Source organism: Flavobacterium sp. IB48 (assembly GCF_016405855.1).
GTDB lineage: Bacteria > Bacteroidota > Bacteroidia > Flavobacteriales > Flavobacteriaceae > Flavobacterium > Flavobacterium ginsengisoli.
The window spans coordinates 124950-141472 of sequence record NZ_JAEFCA010000009.1 but is presented as its reverse complement, the minus strand read 5'-3'; the positions used below and the strand labels follow the sequence as shown (position 1 = coordinate 141472).

Genomic DNA, 16523 nt, shown 5'->3' with positions numbered 1-16523 from the left:
TGTGTCCTGTAGGAACACCTGCTTTTTATCGAAAAAAATATAGTCAAACAATCAAACGTTCAAATTCTAATTTTATCAATAAGCTATTCTTGCGGAATGAAATTGGAATAATATTGCGGTTAAAATTGAAAACCCAGTAAAACTAAATTTACTGGGTTTTCTTGTTTAACTCTAAATTGTAATCAGAAAATAAACATTATTGTTCGTCATTATTCATGGCAGACATCAATAAAGTATATGCATTTTTGACAACCACTTTTGAAGAGTCAGAAATCGCATCAGAAGTAATTTGAGTAAAGCCCTCATTTTTGACTCCAGATTTAACTTCATTCATTTGAAACTGGTTATTTCCAATAGCTGTAAACACATAAAATTTTCCTTGCCAACGTACTACTGCATCTTCTGGAACAGTTAACGCTTTCTTATTTTCAATTTCAACTTCGGCGTTTACAAACAAACCAGGTAAAAGTGCAGGATTATAAGCGTTTACATTACAGATAATTTCTGCTGCTCGATCTCCATTTAAGCTTTGATTGATAAAAGCGATTTTAGCCGCATACTTTTTAGCATCAGAAGCATTGGTATAAGCCATTACAGTCTGACCAATTGAAAGCGAAGTCACGTCTTTTTCGAACGCGTTTAAAGTTAGAACAATATCTTTTTTATCAATTAATTCAAAAAGCATATCTGTCGGATTTACATATTTTCCAATGTTGACATTTACTTTAGAAACCAGACCATTAATTGGAGAAACAACTCGAATCGTTTTGCTAATATTTCCAACATTCAGCGTTTTAGCATTAATTCCTAATAGATTTAATTTTTGCTCTAAAGAAGACATTGTAATGCGTTGCGTTCTCATTTCAGTTGTAATCTGTTCTAAAACTTTATCACTCGCCGCTTTATTTGCATTTAACTCTTTTTGCCTTTTGTGTTCGTTTTGGGCCAATTCGAATTTCTCTTTCGCCATTAGATAATTTTGTTGCAATTCTATAAACTGCATATCTTCTAAAACAGCCAAAACCTGACCTTTCTGAACGTTCATTCCGGCAATAAGATTAGTGCTTTTTACATAACCTCCCAACGGAATACTAATACTTATTACGCTTTTTGGCGGAACTGTTACTGTACCTTGAAGCTGTAAAATCTCTTTTACATTCTTCACCGTTGGATTACCGCTTTCTAATCCTGCATTTTTAACTTGTTCAGGACTTAATTTAATAATATCAATGCTTTTAGTTTCAGCACTTTTGGTTTCTTCATTTTTCTTATTTCCACAAGAAATAAGAAATATAGCGCCTATGAACGCTGCAATATATTTTTTCATTTTTAAATGTTATTAAGATTTTGCAGTGTAACAACTGCTTTATTGTAAGCATTAAGCGCGTCTAAATATTCACTTTTGATTGTGATAGCTTGATTAACCACCAAAACCCATTGCAAGTAATCGATATCTCCATTTTGCAATTGACTGCTTGACGCTTCTATAATGGTTTGAGCATTTTTTAATCCATCAGTTTCATAGTATTGTAAACTTTCTTGGAACTTTTTTAGCTCGCGATCTGCATTTTCAATATTCGTTTTCACTTCGATTTTAGTTGCTTCAGAAAGTTCAACAAAGCTTTCGTATTCTGCTTTTGCGGCTCTTTTTCGTTCTGATTGACTAGTGAAAAATATTGGAATCGAAAGACCTGCATTAACATAATTAAATCTTTGTCCGCTACCATAATAAACTTCTTGACCTGAAGCATTAGTTTGACTTCCGATAATGCTTAGATTGTTATATCCTAAAGTAATTTCAGGAAGTAATTTAGCGCCTTCCGTTTTCCATCTATACTTAGCCGATTCCGATTCAAACTGTGAACGCTGAACTGCTGGAAGATTTTCTGCTTTTAAATTTTCGATAGACGAACGATTTAAAACCGCTTTTAAATTCATCTTTTTTGGAGTATGCTCCACTTTATCTTGAAGAATAGCATTGAACGAATTCAAAGCAATTTCAATATCACGGTTGACCATTACCAATTGATTGCTGTAGAATTGTCTTGCAGATTGTGAAGCGCTTTTTTCTAAAACATTTGCTTCTCCAGCTTTAAACCTTAAATCTGATTTTTTCTCCATAATCCTGTAGATTGAATCAGCGTAAACTAAAAGTTCTTTTTTGCTGTTGAGCCACAAATAATCGTAGTAAATATTTCTAACACGAGTTTTTATTTCTTGCGAAGTCAATTGCACTTCTGCTTTTGCTTTATTGAAATCGGCTTTTAAAGCTTTTTTCTGATTGCTATAAACAGTCGGAAAAGCAAAAGTCTGGCTAATTCCAAAACGTGTATCATTCTGCGAGCTATTAAATTGTCCGTAATCGGCATCTATTTGCGTTTGCGGAATATTATAAGCCGTTTTCTGCAAATAACTTTTAGACTGCTCGTTTAATTTAGCCGATTTAACTATTCGATTATTTTGAATCGCAATAGAAATAGATTCGTCAAGCGAAATTGGCAACTCTTGCGCTTTTGCCATGTTACCAATAAAAAGAATACTCAATAAAATGGTTAGATTATTCATATGCTTTTTTCTTTTTTTAGTGAAAACTTTAGCGTGATACGTCATTAAATAAATGGCAGGAAGTACAAAAAGCGTTAAAAGTGTTGCGGTTACCAATCCGCCGATCACTACAGTTGCTAATGGACGCTGCACTTCTGCTCCTGCTCCGTTACTCAATGCCATCGGAAGAAATCCGAGAGAAGCAACAGCTGCTGTCATTAAAACTGGACGCAACCTGTTTTTAGTTCCTAATAAAATAATTTGGAAAGGATCTGTAATTTCTCCTTGTTTCTGAATTCGGTTGAATTCGGATATTAAAACAATTCCGTTTAAAACGGCGACTCCGAACAGCGCAATAAATCCAACTCCGGCAGAAATACTAAAAGGCATGTCGCGCATTACCAATGCAAATACACCGCCGATGGCTGATAATGGAATTGCCGTAAAAATGATAATTCCTTCTTTAAATGATCTAAAAGCAAAATATAATAAGGCAAAAATCATTAATAAAGCCGCAGGAACAGCAACGCCTAATCTTGCTTTTGCTTGCTGAAGGTTTTCAAAAGCTCCTCCATAAGTAATATAATAACCTGGATCAAATTTGATTTGCTGATTTACTTTTTGCTGCAATTCTTCTACAATAGATTGAACATCTCTTCCTCGAACATTAAAGCCAACGATGATTCTTCTTTTAGCATTTTCACGCTGAATCTGATTTGGGCCTTCAACTTCTTCGACACTAGCCACTTGGTAAAGCGGAATTTGCATTCCCGATGGCGTTGCAATCAAAAGATTTCTAACATCTTCAATTCCTTTTCTTCCATTGTCTTCCACTCGAACGACCATATCGAAACGTTTTTCGCCTTCGTAAATACTTCCAGCAACAGCTCCTGCGAATGCGGCATTAATCGTTGCATTCACATCAGCCACGCGTAAACCGTATTTCGCCATTTCTGCCCAATTGTAATCAATTACGATTTGCGGCATTCCTGTAACTTTCTCTACATATAAATCGGCTGCGCCTTCAACTGTTTTACTAATTGCTCCTAATTTTTCAGCGTATTCAGAAAGCTTTTGAAGATCTTCTCCGTAAATCTTACAAACCAAATCTTGTTTTGCTCCTGTCATCAATTCGTTAAAACGCATTTGAACAGGAAACTGAAATCCTGTTGTAACTCCAGGGGCAATTCTTTTAACGGTTTTTGTCATTTTATCAGCCAATTCGGGAAATGAAGAAGCGCTTGTCCATTCTGATTTATCCTTTAAAACAATAATCATATCTCCACCTTCGATTGGCATTGGATCAGTTGGGATTTCTGCGCTTCCAATTCTGGAAACTACTTGTTGTACTTCTGGATATTCCTTCTTTAATTCGGCTGAAATTTTCTCAATAGTTTTGGTCGTCGTAGAAAGATTTGTTCCTAACAATAATCGAGTTTCAACGGCAAAATCCCCTTCTTCTAATTGCGGAATAAACTCTCCTCCCATTCTTCCAAACAAAACAACAGCGATTCCAAAAAGTATAAATGCTGCAATAACAATCGATTTTCTAATGCCTAAAGCTTTCGTCAGCCAACCTTCGTAAGCATTTTCTAGTTTCGCCATTATACGATCAGAAAGATTCTTTTTATGGCTAATTTTTTTACTTAAGAATAAAGCGCTCACCATTGGCACATAAGTCAATGACAAAATGAAAGCTCCTAAAATGGCAAATGCAACAGTTTGCGCCATTGGTTTAAACATTTTACCTTCTATTCCTTGAAGAGAAAGAATTGGTAAATACACAATCAAAATGATAATTTGTCCAAACACCGCCGCGTTCATCATACGCGCAGCAGAGCCTGTCACTTCTTTATCCATTTCTTCTTGCGAAATAGTATCAACTACTTGATATTTTTTTGAACTGTGAAGATGATGCAGAATAGCTTCTACAATAATTACAGCTCCATCTACAATTAATCCGAAGTCTAATGCTCCAAGACTCATTAAGTTTCCGCTAACGCCAAAAGTATTCATCATAATAATGGCAAAAAGCATCGCTAACGGAATTACTGAAGCTACAATAAAACCTGCCCTAAGATTTCCTAAAAATAAAACCAGAATTAGAACAACGATTAAAGCTCCTTCTATTAAGTTTTTTTCTACTGTACCAATGGCGTTGTCTACCATTTTTGTTCTGTCTAAGAAAGGTTCGATTTTTAAACCTTCAGGAAGAATTTTCTCGATTTGAGCAATTTTGTCTTTTACATTGACGATAACATTATTGGCGTTTTCACCTTTCAGCATCATTACAATTCCACCAACCGATTCCCCATATTCGTCTGTCGTTAAAGCACCGTAACGAATCGCAGAAGAAATCTTCACATCGGCAACATCTTTTACCAGAATCGGAAGTCCACCTTGCGTACTTTTAACAACAATGTTTTCAATGTCTTTAATGCTTTTGGCTAAACCTGTACTTCTAATATAAGAAACTGTTGGACCTTTCTCAATATAAGCTCCTCCAGTGTTTTCGTTACTAGTATTCAAAGCCGTAAAAACTTCACTAATCGTTAAATTTTGGGCTTTTAATCTAGCAGGATTTACCGCAATTTCATACTGTTTTAATTTTCCTCCAAAAGTAGAAACATCGGCAATTCCTTGCGTTCCCAAAAGCTGTCTTCTGATTGTCCAGTCTTGAATTGTTCTTAAGTCTTCTAGAGAATATTTTTCTTCGTAACCTGGTTTTGGTTTTAAAACATATTGATAGATTTCTCCCAAACCAGTTGTTACAGGTGCCATTTCAGGCGAATTGGCGTTTCGATCAATTTCTACTTGCTGGAGTCTTTCAGCAATTTGTTGACGTGCCCAATATACATCGGCATCGTCGTCAAAAACGACACTTACAAGAGAAAGTCCGAAACGAGAAATACTTCTGCTTTCTTTTAAATTTGGAATATTACTTATCGCTTGTTCGATTGGGAAAGTAATTAACCTTTCTACATCTTCGGCGCCAAGCGAAGGGGCTGTTGTGATAATTTGCACCTGATTATTAGTGATGTCTGGCACAGCATCAATTGGTAATTGGGTAACTTCATACACACCGTAGATAATCCACAGTAGTGTAAAGATTCCAATTGCCAGTTTGTTCTTAACTGAGAACTGAATTACTTTATTAAGCATAATGTATTAATTAAAAAATAATAAATGAGCAACTGAAAACGATACGTCTCAGCCACTTCAATAAAAAATTTAAAAATTAATTATGCGATTGGAGGTCTAAATAAAGAAAGTAGATTTGGATCTGAAAAAAGATCCGATCTGTAAGTTGGAATTTTTAATTGTGGTAATTCTGGATTGAAAGGAACCGGAAGCAAGTCTTTGTCTTCTAAAATAAAAACAAAGTGAACCGAGCTAGTGCTAATTGTTTTAAAAGGAAGCTGCATGTCTCTATCTCCGTCATTGTCTTCTAGATCTTCTCCCCAATAATGCATAGACAAGAAATCTATAAAGCTTACGCCTTGCAGCTTTTGATGCTCCTGAAAATGTTCTATCAGGATTGGCAGTTTGTAAAACTGCTGTACAAAACTGCTGTTTGAAGCTATTAGAAAAATGAATATGTAGACAATTTGTTTTCGCACGAAGCAAATTTAATTTAAATTCTTCAAGATTTCATCTTTTTAAACTAGCAAAAAGGGTCTTTTAACAATTTAGAAATATGGAATACTGATTTTGTTTATTTCAATATCGATGTCCCATTTTACTGTCAAATCGTCAAAATCATACACTATCTTTCTAGCTTTCAATACTGCTATACTTTTTTATAAAACAAAAAACGAATCAATTCAATAAGAATTGATTCGTTGTATTCTTAAATTTTTATAACTGTATTTTTAGTACAGAATTAATTATTAATATTTGAATTTGCATTTTCTAAAAGCGCCCGTATTTTAGTTAAAATTAAATTCTCATAGGCCTCTTGTCTTTCATCACTTTTTCTTCCCGAAGTAAATCCTTCACTAATTCTATAATTCTTAATAAACTGACTTTTCCTTGCTCCTAGAGCATAATACCAGCTTTCCCTTTCTGATTGAACAAAAATTATGGCTTCATCCAGATTCATTATTTTCTTTTTTGAAATTAACGGACTTGTTTTGTAAACGACATTGTTACGAGCATCAAACGTAAACTGAATTTTAGAGGCTATTTGAATATCATATAAAAAATGAATCAAAAAGTATACTAGAAATATACCTATTACCCAACGCATTTCTTCTCCTAGATAATTAAAAAACAATAATAAAGCTATTACTCCTGCCGTTATTCCAGCCAAAAACCACCAGGATTGAGTTACTGATGTTTTTTGCGGATTTAATGAAAAATAATGAAGCGTTTCTTGGATGTTATATCTTTCTCGAATGTTCATCTAAAATTTCATTAATTTCATTCATCAAATTCTGCATGGATCTAGTTGTAAAACCTTGGGCAATTCCAGTGCATTTCTCCTTGTTTTCTTTTCTGTAATAAAGATTTAAGGAAACGTTTGTTGTGATAAGATTATGTTTCACTTTGACCAATTCAAAATTGAGAAAATCAGCAATCGGAATCAGAACGGGTTTATTAATCAAGCCGTTTTTTATTCTAAATTCATTTTGGTCCAGATCAATACTAAATCCTTCCTGCCAAATCGCAATAAAACATATAGCAGCCAAGACTCCAAAAATGCCAATTACTGCATTATTTTTATAATAAATGCCTCCAATAGTAAAAGCTATCATCGCGAGTACCACAATTAGACCAAAGCCGTATTGTCTTTTCATGACATATAGATTTCCTTCTTTTGTGAATTTCTTCAATTCAATCATTTCTCTACTCAATTTTAACGCCATCAATAATCAGAGAATCACAAAGAAGTGAGATGTAAGCACTGGTATAATCGGCAGTTAATTGATCGCTTAAAGAATCTACTCTTCCTTTTGTAAAATCAAATTTTCTTGTAGGAAGCTTTCCCAATATATCGGTCATAGTAATCTGACCATCAACTCCTGCTTTATTTTTCATTAAAACTGCCAGCAAGGCAATATCTTGTTTTTCAAAATCAAGAGAAAAGTAATAATTGTTTTTTACCTCCGATTCTGTTCCACTAACAGTAGATTTTGTAAAAGAAAATGTAGCAGATCGCAATATCGCTTTTGTCGTTTTGTTACCATCTTTCAAAGCGATTTCTATTTTAATCCGTCTGTCTTCTTGCCCATAACTTAATGATGATATAAAAAGGCAAGCTACCACTAATAATGTAAAAAAAATCTTATTCATAATTTTATAGTTTTAAAAATAATTTATAACAGCAAGATTACTACGAAGATCAACTTGCCACAATTTGAAATTGGCAAATGGATGCTTTAGATTTTTATTTGGTAATTCTATGCCAGTATCGAGAAAAAGCGCTCTTTAACCACTTCTACACAGAGACTTTACAAGGGAATTTCTTGTCAAATTTGCTGGGTGATTTTTTTGGTCAGTCTATTTTCAATTTGTATTTTGGCTTTAATTACCACAATATATGCACGAAAAAACTACTTTAAATCAGATAAAAAACACGAAAACGAAATGGTTATTCTCGTTTCTAATTTTGTTTTTCTTCACCACTTTAAATGCACAAGTTTCGGCTGTAGAAAAAATCGCGTCCTACGGTTATTCTAAACGTTTTTCTGATTCATCTGCCAGTAAAAAAATTCAGCAGCAAGCTCTTAATTTAGCCAAGAAAAAAAAGAATATTGACGATGAAGTTATTTGTTATTCGTATCTCGCGCTTACGCAAAGGCGTTTATTGCATTTAAAAGAATTTACTCGTTATGCAGACACTGCTTATATTTTAGCTCAAAAAAGCAGCAAAACAAGAGTTAAAGCTTTTGCTTCTCTAGCAATGGGAAATTTAAAATCTTATATAGATGATAAACCTCAGGCCATCGACCATTTATTGCATTCGTATACACTTTTCTCAAAAATAAATGCTCATGATCAATGTGCTAAAATTGCGGCCGATATATCTTATCTATTTTCTCCGGCATCGCCAGAAAAGGTGCATAAATATGCGCAAGAAGCTCTAGAACATGCCTATAAAGCAAAAGATCCAGAAAGTAAATTGTATGCAAGATTAGCTTACGGAGGCTATTTGACCGATAAACTCGAATCTGGAACAGAGAAAGATTGGCAAAAGACTTTGGATTTTTTAAAAACTACAGTGGTACTGGCCGAAAAAGAATCTTTTGATATCATTAGCAAAAGCAATATCGGAATTGCTTACATCAATCTGGCAGATCTTTATTCTAAAGGTCCGAAACCAATTAATGAAACTGCCTTGTTTGACAACCTTGAAAAAGCTACTGCAATTGCCAAAAAATATAATATTAAAATCATTTACAGAAGCGCCATAGGCCTTCAAGGTTTTTATTATACCGAAAAAGGAAATTATGTAAAAGCCGAAATGCTTTTTATTGAAGGCATAAAATACCAGCTTAGTCTACCTTACACCGATAATTATTTATTAGCTACTTTTTACAATTGCTTAAAAGAAGTTTCTGCAAAGCGTCATGATTTTGAAGCGTATTATGCATACGATACCTTGTTTACAAAATACAATCAGTTAAAATATAATGAAACTACTCAGAAGCTTTTGCAAAATGCAGATGCCAGATTTGAGTCTTCCAAAAAAATGGAGCGTATAAAACAGCTTGAGTTGGAAAATGAATTGGAGCAGCAAAATAAACTTTTAGGCTACGGAATTGCTGGCGTTCTTTTGCTTGGACTTGTTTTTATGTTTCGATCTTACTATTTCAGGCAGCGTTATTATTTAAAGCGTGAAGAAATTTTAAAACAAGAACAAACCAATAGTGAATTGAAGCTGCAATTAATGGAAAAAGAAACCATTGAAAACCTTGCAACCAGACTTTCGTTAGAAAGAAGATTATTGCGTTCTCAAATAGATCCGCATTTTATTTTTAATGCTTTGGGAAATATTCAGAGTATGATTTTGCAGAAAGACACGATTCCGGCGGTTTCTTATTTGAATAAATTTGCCAAACTCACACGCCAGATTCTAGAACAATCGAGAAAGGAAACCATTTCTTTAGAAGAAGAAATTGGCACTTTAAAAAATTACATCGAATTGCAACAATTGCGTCTTAATAATAGTTTCGAATATGCGATTGTTTGCGATGAATCTGTTGAAGAGGATATTCTTATTCCGCCACTTTTGATTCAACCTTTTATTGAAAATGCTGTCGAACACGGATTAAAACCAAAACCAAAAGAAGAAAAAGGTGTCTTGCAAATTAATTTCTCACAGCAGACGCAACAAAGAAATCTAATTTGCACGATAAAAGACAACGGAATCGGACTTACAGCTTCAAGGAAATTAAAAACAAACGAAAATCATACCTCTCTTTCTACAACAATTACTGACGAAAGATTAGCTAAAATGCAAAAAGATCATCCATACGCTGGTTTTCAGGTTTTAGAACGAAATGCAGACAACGGAGAAACGGGCTGCATTGTTATTATTAATATTCCAATATTATAGAAAATGTACAAAACTATCATTATAGAAGACGAACAACGCATTCGCGAAGCTTTATCCATCATGTTGGAAATGGTTGCGCCAGAAGAAATTCAAATTATCGCTTACGCCGAAAGTGTTGAAGAAGCTGTAAAATTAATTGACCGTATGCAGCCTGATTTGGTTTTTATGGATATAATGCTTCAAAACGGAACTGGGTTTGATGTTCTAAAACAAGTTTCCTTCAACTCTTTTCATCTTATTTTTACAACTGCTTACGAACAGCATGCTATTAATGCTTTCAAATACAGCGCAATAGATTATCTTCTAAAACCAATTGATCCAGATGAACTTAAAACTGCAATTGAAAGGATTTCGCTTTTACAGGAAAGAGTTTTAGAAAAACAGCAGTTAAGCGAATTGCAAAATAACCTTTCTAAAACTCCCGACCGCATTATATTGCCTACTCAAGAAGCTATGTATGTAGTTAAATTAGAACAAATTATAAGATGTGAAACCTCTGGTTCTTACACCACTTTCTTTTTGATCGATGGCCGAAAAATTATGGTTTCTAAACCTTTAAAAAACTATGAAGATTTGCTGGAACCGCCAATGTTTTTCCGTATTCATCAGTCGCATTTGATCAATGTAAATTCAATTATAAGTTATTCCCGCGAAGGAATGGTTCACATGAATGACAAATCGGTTGTGCCCATTTCGAGAGGAAAAAAAGAGCAGTTTTTCAAATTAATGAAAGAGGAAATTTAATCTTTGAAAAACACATTTTACCTCTTACCGATTTAAATACGACAAATACCAACTAAAAAGCGCAGTAGACAAAGTAACTATTCCAAGTCCTATTCCTAGTATATACTTTTGACCCAATAAATAACTTAAACTATGAATAATAAAACCCTTTCTATTCTTAGCTATGTCACTATTATTGGTTGGATTATAGCTTTTGTTAAAAGTAAAGATTTAACACCTAAAAGTGATTTGGTGAGATACCATTTAAAACAAGGATTCGGAATTTTTCTGGTTTCTTTAGTAATAAATGTTGCTTTGTCTATTATTGTAACTATCGTTCCAGCACTTTACTTTTTAAGCTACATTGGATACGTTATTCTTATTTTATGGATTTTCGGAATCATAAATGCTGCCAACGAGCAAAAAAAACCAATTCCGTTAGTTGGACAAGTTTTTGAAGATAAATTCAGCTTTATTGACTAATCTGTCTAGCTTTTTTTAGCTGACGTTTTTATTTTTTGGATGTAGGAGATGATTCTCAGAGAACTTCATTGGCTATCTTAGCAGTGAGCAGTATTTGAGGATCTTTCTACTTTTAATACAAAAATTAAAAATTTATGCCAACCCTTCTAATTGCTGAAAAACAGGAATTAACGATTTTCCTTTTTCTGTCAAATTATATTCGATATGAAGAGGTTTCAACTTAATAGTTACCTTTTCTAAAAGACCTTCTTCTTCCAATTCTTTTAAAGCTGTAGCCAAAGATTGCTTATTTGAGCCTTGAATTTGACGCAGTAATTTATTAAAACGTAAAGGTGACTCTACAGCTAAACGAAAAATTTCTGCTTTCCATTTTCCAGATAATACTTTTAAGAGTCTTTGTGCGGGACAAGTTTCTGTTTCTTCCATAATTATTGCGGGTAGTCAAAAAAAATTGACCTATTGTTTTCGAAAGTTTTTTAATCAAATTTTGTTGTAAATCTAAAGTAAAAATATAAAATGAAAGCAAAGAAACCAAGCGAAATGAGCGTTGAAGAGTTATTAAGAACACAGAAAAAAATAAAAAAAACGATTAAAGTTTTAATTTTAATTGCCATCTTACTTCTTCTTCTAATCGTATTTCTATTTCTCGAGAAAGGATTATTAACTTTAATGATATTTCCTTTATCGATTGCTTTTCTTATTATCAACTCTAATTTTCTTAAAGAAATACAACATGAAATTGCTAACAGAAACTTAGAATAAAACCTTCATATTTAATTTTTTAAATTTAAATTTTCTTAACTGCAAAGTCATTCAAAAAAAATTAAATTTGGGCTCAATTAACAAGCCCTTAAATTATGATTATTCACAAAAAGACTTTTTATTTTCTCTCTCTATTTTTACTTCTTTTATTCTCTCAATTTAACTACGCACAACAACAGAAAACAGTTAAAAAAGAAAGCCGCGGAAGATTATTTAACGACACTACGGCTACAGATAGCGATTACTTAATGGCAATTGAAAAAGCCGGAGAAGTATTAGAATCTGCTTATAATGATATCGATTTTGCAGGTGATACGCGTCATCTTTTTGGCGAAATGAAACGTACAGAAAGTAAACTGGACTTAATTTTGGCTAGTTTGAAAGGTGCTAATCCTAATGTGCGAAACCAGCAGATGTACCGTATTGTTCTACAAGAAATTCAACAAGAACTGGAGGAACAGAATAAGGCAATTAATGCTAAAAATCTGGATCTTGAAAACATCAAAAAACGTGTAATTGATCTTCGAAAAGACAAAACTTTAATTACCTTAATAAAGGATACTATTCGCCGTAAACAATTTAAGAAAGAATTTGGAGATCTTAGAAAAAGATATGTTGCTACTGATAGTTTAATGACTAAAAACCAAACTACTTTAAACAATAAAAAACGACTTACAGTACAACGAAAAATTTCTGTTTCTAATGCTTTAGTTGCCGTTGAAGGAAAACTGGAAAAATCTGGAATTAGCATTTTCAATAAAGAATATCCTTCTTTATGGCAGATTAATGATTCTGTTGCAAAGAAAAGAGTAAAACATAATATTGGGGCCAAAATTATAATTGAAGAAAATGTATCCGCATATTATTTAGGCTACAAAGCTGGCGGACTTATTACGCTGTGTTTCTTTATGGGACTTTTGTTTTGGTATATTTCTCGAAATATTAAATATCTAAACACAAATGGTTATGCCGAGAATCTACAGCTTTTAAATTTCAAATATTTAAACCGAGGTGTTTTACTGCCAATTCTAGTTATTGCATTAAATATTGCTGTAGTAACCAATTTATACGCTCCCGCACTATTTTTAGAATTAATCCAGCTTTTCCTTTTAGGGGTTTTAATCTTTCTTTTTAAAAATCAATGGTCTGGAGTTGCCATGAGAAATTGGCTTTTTCTTTTAGGATTATTCTTTGCGCTTTGCTTTTTGGATTTGTTTATTACAATTGGATTATTACAGCGTTTTGCTTTTGTAGCGATTAATATTTTAGGGATTCGTTACGGATTGGTTCAAATAAAAACACTTAAAGAAGAACTTTATATAAAAGGCTTTTTTAAATGGGCAAGTATCATTTTTATTGGACTAAATATTTTATCAATTTTATATAATTTATTTGGAAGAGTTTCTCTTTCTAATATGTTAAGTATTACGGCTTTTATTTCACTTACTCAAATTGTTGCTTTAAGTGTTCTTTTAAAAATTATTTTAGAGATTATTTTACTTCAAATTTATACGACTAGAGTAAAAAGAGGAATTGAAAAAATGTTTGATTATGAAAGTTTATCAGACACTTTGAAAAAACCATTTATCATTGTAATTAGTTATATGTGGCTAATTGTAATTGCTTCAAATTTGAATATTTGGGAATCACTTCGCGGTTCATTAGGAAAGTTATTAAGCCATCCTAATACAATTGGAAGCATTACGTTTACTTTAGGAAGCGTTGTTTTATTTTTTATTATTATTTGGGCCGCGCATTTGCTTCAAAAATATGTTGCTTATTTCTTTGGAGAAATTGATGACGAAAACGAAGAAAATATTAATAAAAGACAGCATTCTAAATTGCTTATTACACGATTAGTTGTTCTAATAAGCGGTTATCTTCTTGCTGTTGCTGCTTCTGGAATGCCTTTAGATAAGCTGAGTATTCTTCTCGGTGCTTTAGGTGTCGGTGTCGGACTTGGACTTCAGAATGTGGTAAACAATTTTGTATCGGGAATTATTTTAATTTTTGACAAACCAATTCAAGTTGGCGACGTGGTAGAAATTAGTTCTGAATCTGGCCGTATCAAATCGATGGGACTTCGTACTACTAAGATTAATGCTCCAAATGGTGCTGAAATTATTATTCCGAATGGTAACTTATTATCTCAAAATATCACCAATTGGACGTATACTGACAATTTTAAATTGGTCGAAATCACTTTTGAAATTAATGGAGAAACAATTCCAGAAGAAATTAATACAATCGTAACCGAAACGCTTGCTAATCTTCCTTTAGTAAACAATTTAAAACCATCACAAATATACTACAGCTCAATTTCTGATGGAAAGTATAAACTTTTAATCAAGTTTTGGTGCAGTATTTACAGAACGGAAGAAACGATAAGTTCAGCGAGGCAAGAACTTTATGTCAGCTTCAAAAATAAAGGTTTAACTTTCTCAAGTTAATAAAAAACAGAAAAGGCGGTAATTAATTTTACCGCCTTTTTTATTAAGACAATATTTTAAATATTGCTATATTTTTATAGTAATGTGTTAAAATATAAGACTTTACTTAAAAACACGTATAAACCCGTGCATCCATGATTTTGTTATAAAGTAATTTAGCATTGTAGTAAAATACTACGAAAAACTAAAATTAACTATTAAATCTAAAAAATTATGATGGAAGTTTACCTCGGAACAATTTTGAGTTTCGGATTCAATTACCCACCTAGAGGCTGGGCTGCCTGTAATGGCCAGCTGGTAGCAATCACTCAGAATTCAGCTTTATTTTCATTGCTTGGAACAATTTATGGCGGCGATGGCATCACCACATTTGGTTTACCTGATTTAAGAGGAAGAGCTCCTATTCATTTTGGTCAAGGACCAGGTTTAAGCAATTTTGTAATAGGACAAAAAGCAGGTAGCGAAACAATGACTTTGTTAGTAAATAATATGCCTGCTCACTCACATCCACTTGCAGGTACTGCTACAGCAGCAGTAACCTTAACTGCAAATTCTGTAGTTGGAGGAACAATTACAAATATAACTGATGCTGGAAATAACTCTTTTTCCTCAGGTGGTTCAACACCAAATATCTACAGTGAACCAGGAGGAAGCGGAACAGACGCAATTGGTGGCATTACTGCATCTGTAGCAATTGGAGGTAATACAGGAGTAATTGGAGGCACTCAACCTTTTGATTTACACAGTCCATATCTTGCTGTCAATATGTGTATTGCATTATCTGGGCTTTTTCCATCTAGAAACTAATAATTCAAAATAGAGGCAAAAAATGCCTCTATTTTTTTAATCTCATTTTATGGATAACGACATTAAAATAGGCATTTTAATTCCAAAGTCGCAACAGTATCCTTCATTAGATAAAGATTTTATAAGAGGTTTAAAACTCAATAATTTAAATGTAAAATTTTTTGTAGAAAGTATTGGTGTTGGTGCTGATGAAAAACTAATAATTGATAAAATTCAGAAACTTAACTTTCAAGAAGATGTATCAATTATAATTGGTTTTATGGGACATTGCAACATGTCTGAAGTTTATAATTATGCTTCTAATAATAACATCTTATTTTTGGCAGCAGATTTAGGAGCAGCAACTCCTTATCAAGCATCTGCATATGAAGGTATATTTATAAATTCATTAGGACTAACAGATTCTTGCTATTATTTAGGCCAATACTTTATCGCTAAAAAATATCAAATCGCCTCTTCTACTTCATTTTATGATTCAGGATATGGCTTGCTTTCTGCATTAGAATATGCATTTAAAGAAAAAAATCAATTTACAGGACATTACATTACTCCTTTTATGCCAAGAGAAAATGAAGCATTACATATGGATCACACTATAAATACACAGCAACCCAATGCTGTTTTTGCGTTTTATAGTGGTTTATATGCTGAAGAGAATGCTGCTTTTCTGAAACAAAATAAACTTACTCAAAAGTATCCTTTTTATGTAACTCCTTTTTTTATTAACGATAAAATTTTGGAGGAGTATAAAAATAATCCTTCTGAGCTTTATGTAGTGAGCAGCTGGATGCAAAATGATACTACTTCAACCAATTTCACTTCACTTTATAAAGAGGTTTATAAAGAGATTCCTTCTTTCTTTTCAGTTTTAGGATACGAAAATGGATTAATATTAAAGAATATACTTTTAAATGCTGACAGTTTAAAAACAAACTCTTTAATTGAAGAAATGTACAAATTAGATATTGATGGCCCAAGAGGTAATATCCGATTTGATACCACTACCAATAGAACACTATTCAATCACTATATATACCAATTAAATTTGGATTCTTTTAATTCTATAAGCTTTAGAAAAATTGAAACGTTATTAAACGATGGCGGTTTTATTAGAGCTTTTGCCTCACTAACAAAACCTGACCATATAGGAGGCTGGGACAATGCTTATCTATGTCATTAACTAAATTGTATGT

At 32.8% G+C, this 16523-nt stretch carries 14 protein-coding genes; 7 read left to right on the top strand and 7 right to left on the bottom strand.

All coding sequences use genetic code 11. The features are described from left to right. Positions 1 to 196: 196 nt before the first annotated feature. The 6 genes from JC605_RS21225 to JC605_RS21200 form a co-directional block, all read right to left on the bottom strand. Positions 197 to 1327 carry an efflux RND transporter periplasmic adaptor subunit gene (locus JC605_RS21225; RefSeq protein WP_198858097.1) on the bottom strand — a complete coding sequence of 377 codons (1131 nt, stop codon included), beginning with the start codon at positions 1325 to 1327 and terminating at the stop codon, positions 197 to 199. A gap of 2 nt (positions 1328 to 1329) precedes the next feature. Further along, a complete protein-coding gene (locus JC605_RS21220; protein WP_198858096.1) occupies positions 1330 to 5706 on the bottom strand; it encodes a CusA/CzcA family heavy metal efflux RND transporter in 4377 nt (1458 codons plus the stop codon). 80 nt (positions 5707 to 5786) lie between these two features. Then, positions 5787 to 6164, bottom strand: coding sequence for a hypothetical protein (locus JC605_RS21215; RefSeq protein ID WP_198858095.1), 378 nt, complete (start codon positions 6162 to 6164; stop codon positions 5787 to 5789). Between the two features lie 263 nt (positions 6165 to 6427). Next, a complete protein-coding gene (locus JC605_RS21210; protein WP_198858094.1) occupies positions 6428 to 6949 on the bottom strand; it encodes a hypothetical protein in 522 nt (173 codons plus the stop codon). After that, a complete protein-coding gene (locus JC605_RS21205) occupies positions 6927 to 7388 on the bottom strand; it encodes a hypothetical protein (protein WP_198858093.1) in 462 nt (153 codons plus the stop codon). Before JC605_RS21205 ends, JC605_RS21210 begins: the two co-directional genes overlap by 23 nt. Before the next feature lie 4 nt (positions 7389 to 7392). Beyond that, positions 7393 to 7839 (bottom strand): hypothetical protein, encoded by a 447-nt coding sequence (locus JC605_RS21200; protein ID WP_198858092.1) that lies wholly within the window; start codon positions 7837 to 7839, stop codon positions 7393 to 7395. 247 nt (positions 7840 to 8086) lie between these two features. Between JC605_RS21200 and JC605_RS21195 the strand changes: the two genes are divergently transcribed. From JC605_RS21195 to JC605_RS21185, 3 genes are all read left to right on the top strand, one after another. Further along, positions 8087 to 10105: a sensor histidine kinase gene (locus JC605_RS21195; RefSeq protein WP_198858091.1), complete on the top strand. Its 2019-nt coding sequence runs from the start codon at positions 8087 to 8089 to the stop codon at positions 10103 to 10105. 3 nt (positions 10106 to 10108) lie between these two features. Next, entirely contained in the window at positions 10109 to 10849 is a 741-nt protein-coding gene (locus tag JC605_RS21190; RefSeq protein ID WP_198858090.1) for a LytTR family DNA-binding domain-containing protein, read from the top strand. 132 nt (positions 10850 to 10981) lie between these two features. Beyond that, positions 10982 to 11311: a DUF4870 domain-containing protein gene (locus JC605_RS21185; RefSeq protein ID WP_198858089.1), complete on the top strand. Its 330-nt coding sequence runs from the start codon at positions 10982 to 10984 to the stop codon at positions 11309 to 11311. Positions 11312 to 11443: 132 nt separating this feature from the next. Here the strand turns inward: JC605_RS21185 and JC605_RS21180 are convergent, their stop codons facing one another. Continuing rightward, entirely contained in the window at positions 11444 to 11737 is a 294-nt protein-coding gene (locus JC605_RS21180; protein ID WP_198858088.1) for a helix-turn-helix domain-containing protein, read from the bottom strand. A gap of 90 nt (positions 11738 to 11827) precedes the next feature. Between JC605_RS21180 and JC605_RS21175 the strand changes: the two genes are divergently transcribed. The 4 genes from JC605_RS21175 to JC605_RS21160 all read left to right on the top strand — a co-directional run bounded on the left by JC605_RS21175 (position 11828) and on the right by JC605_RS21160 (position 16510). Continuing rightward, positions 11828 to 12073 carry a hypothetical protein gene (locus JC605_RS21175; protein WP_198858087.1) on the top strand — a complete coding sequence of 82 codons (246 nt, stop codon included), beginning with the start codon at positions 11828 to 11830 and terminating at the stop codon, positions 12071 to 12073. A gap of 95 nt (positions 12074 to 12168) precedes the next feature. After that, entirely contained in the window at positions 12169 to 14523 is a 2355-nt protein-coding gene (locus JC605_RS21170; protein ID WP_198858086.1) for a mechanosensitive ion channel family protein, read from the top strand. A gap of 213 nt (positions 14524 to 14736) precedes the next feature. Then, entirely contained in the window at positions 14737 to 15330 is a 594-nt protein-coding gene (locus JC605_RS21165; RefSeq protein ID WP_233074192.1) for a phage tail protein, read from the top strand. 49 nt (positions 15331 to 15379) lie between these two features. Further along, positions 15380 to 16510 (top strand): ABC transporter substrate-binding protein, encoded by a 1131-nt coding sequence (locus tag JC605_RS21160; protein WP_198858085.1) that lies wholly within the window; start codon positions 15380 to 15382, stop codon positions 16508 to 16510. Positions 16511 to 16523 lie beyond the last annotated feature (13 nt).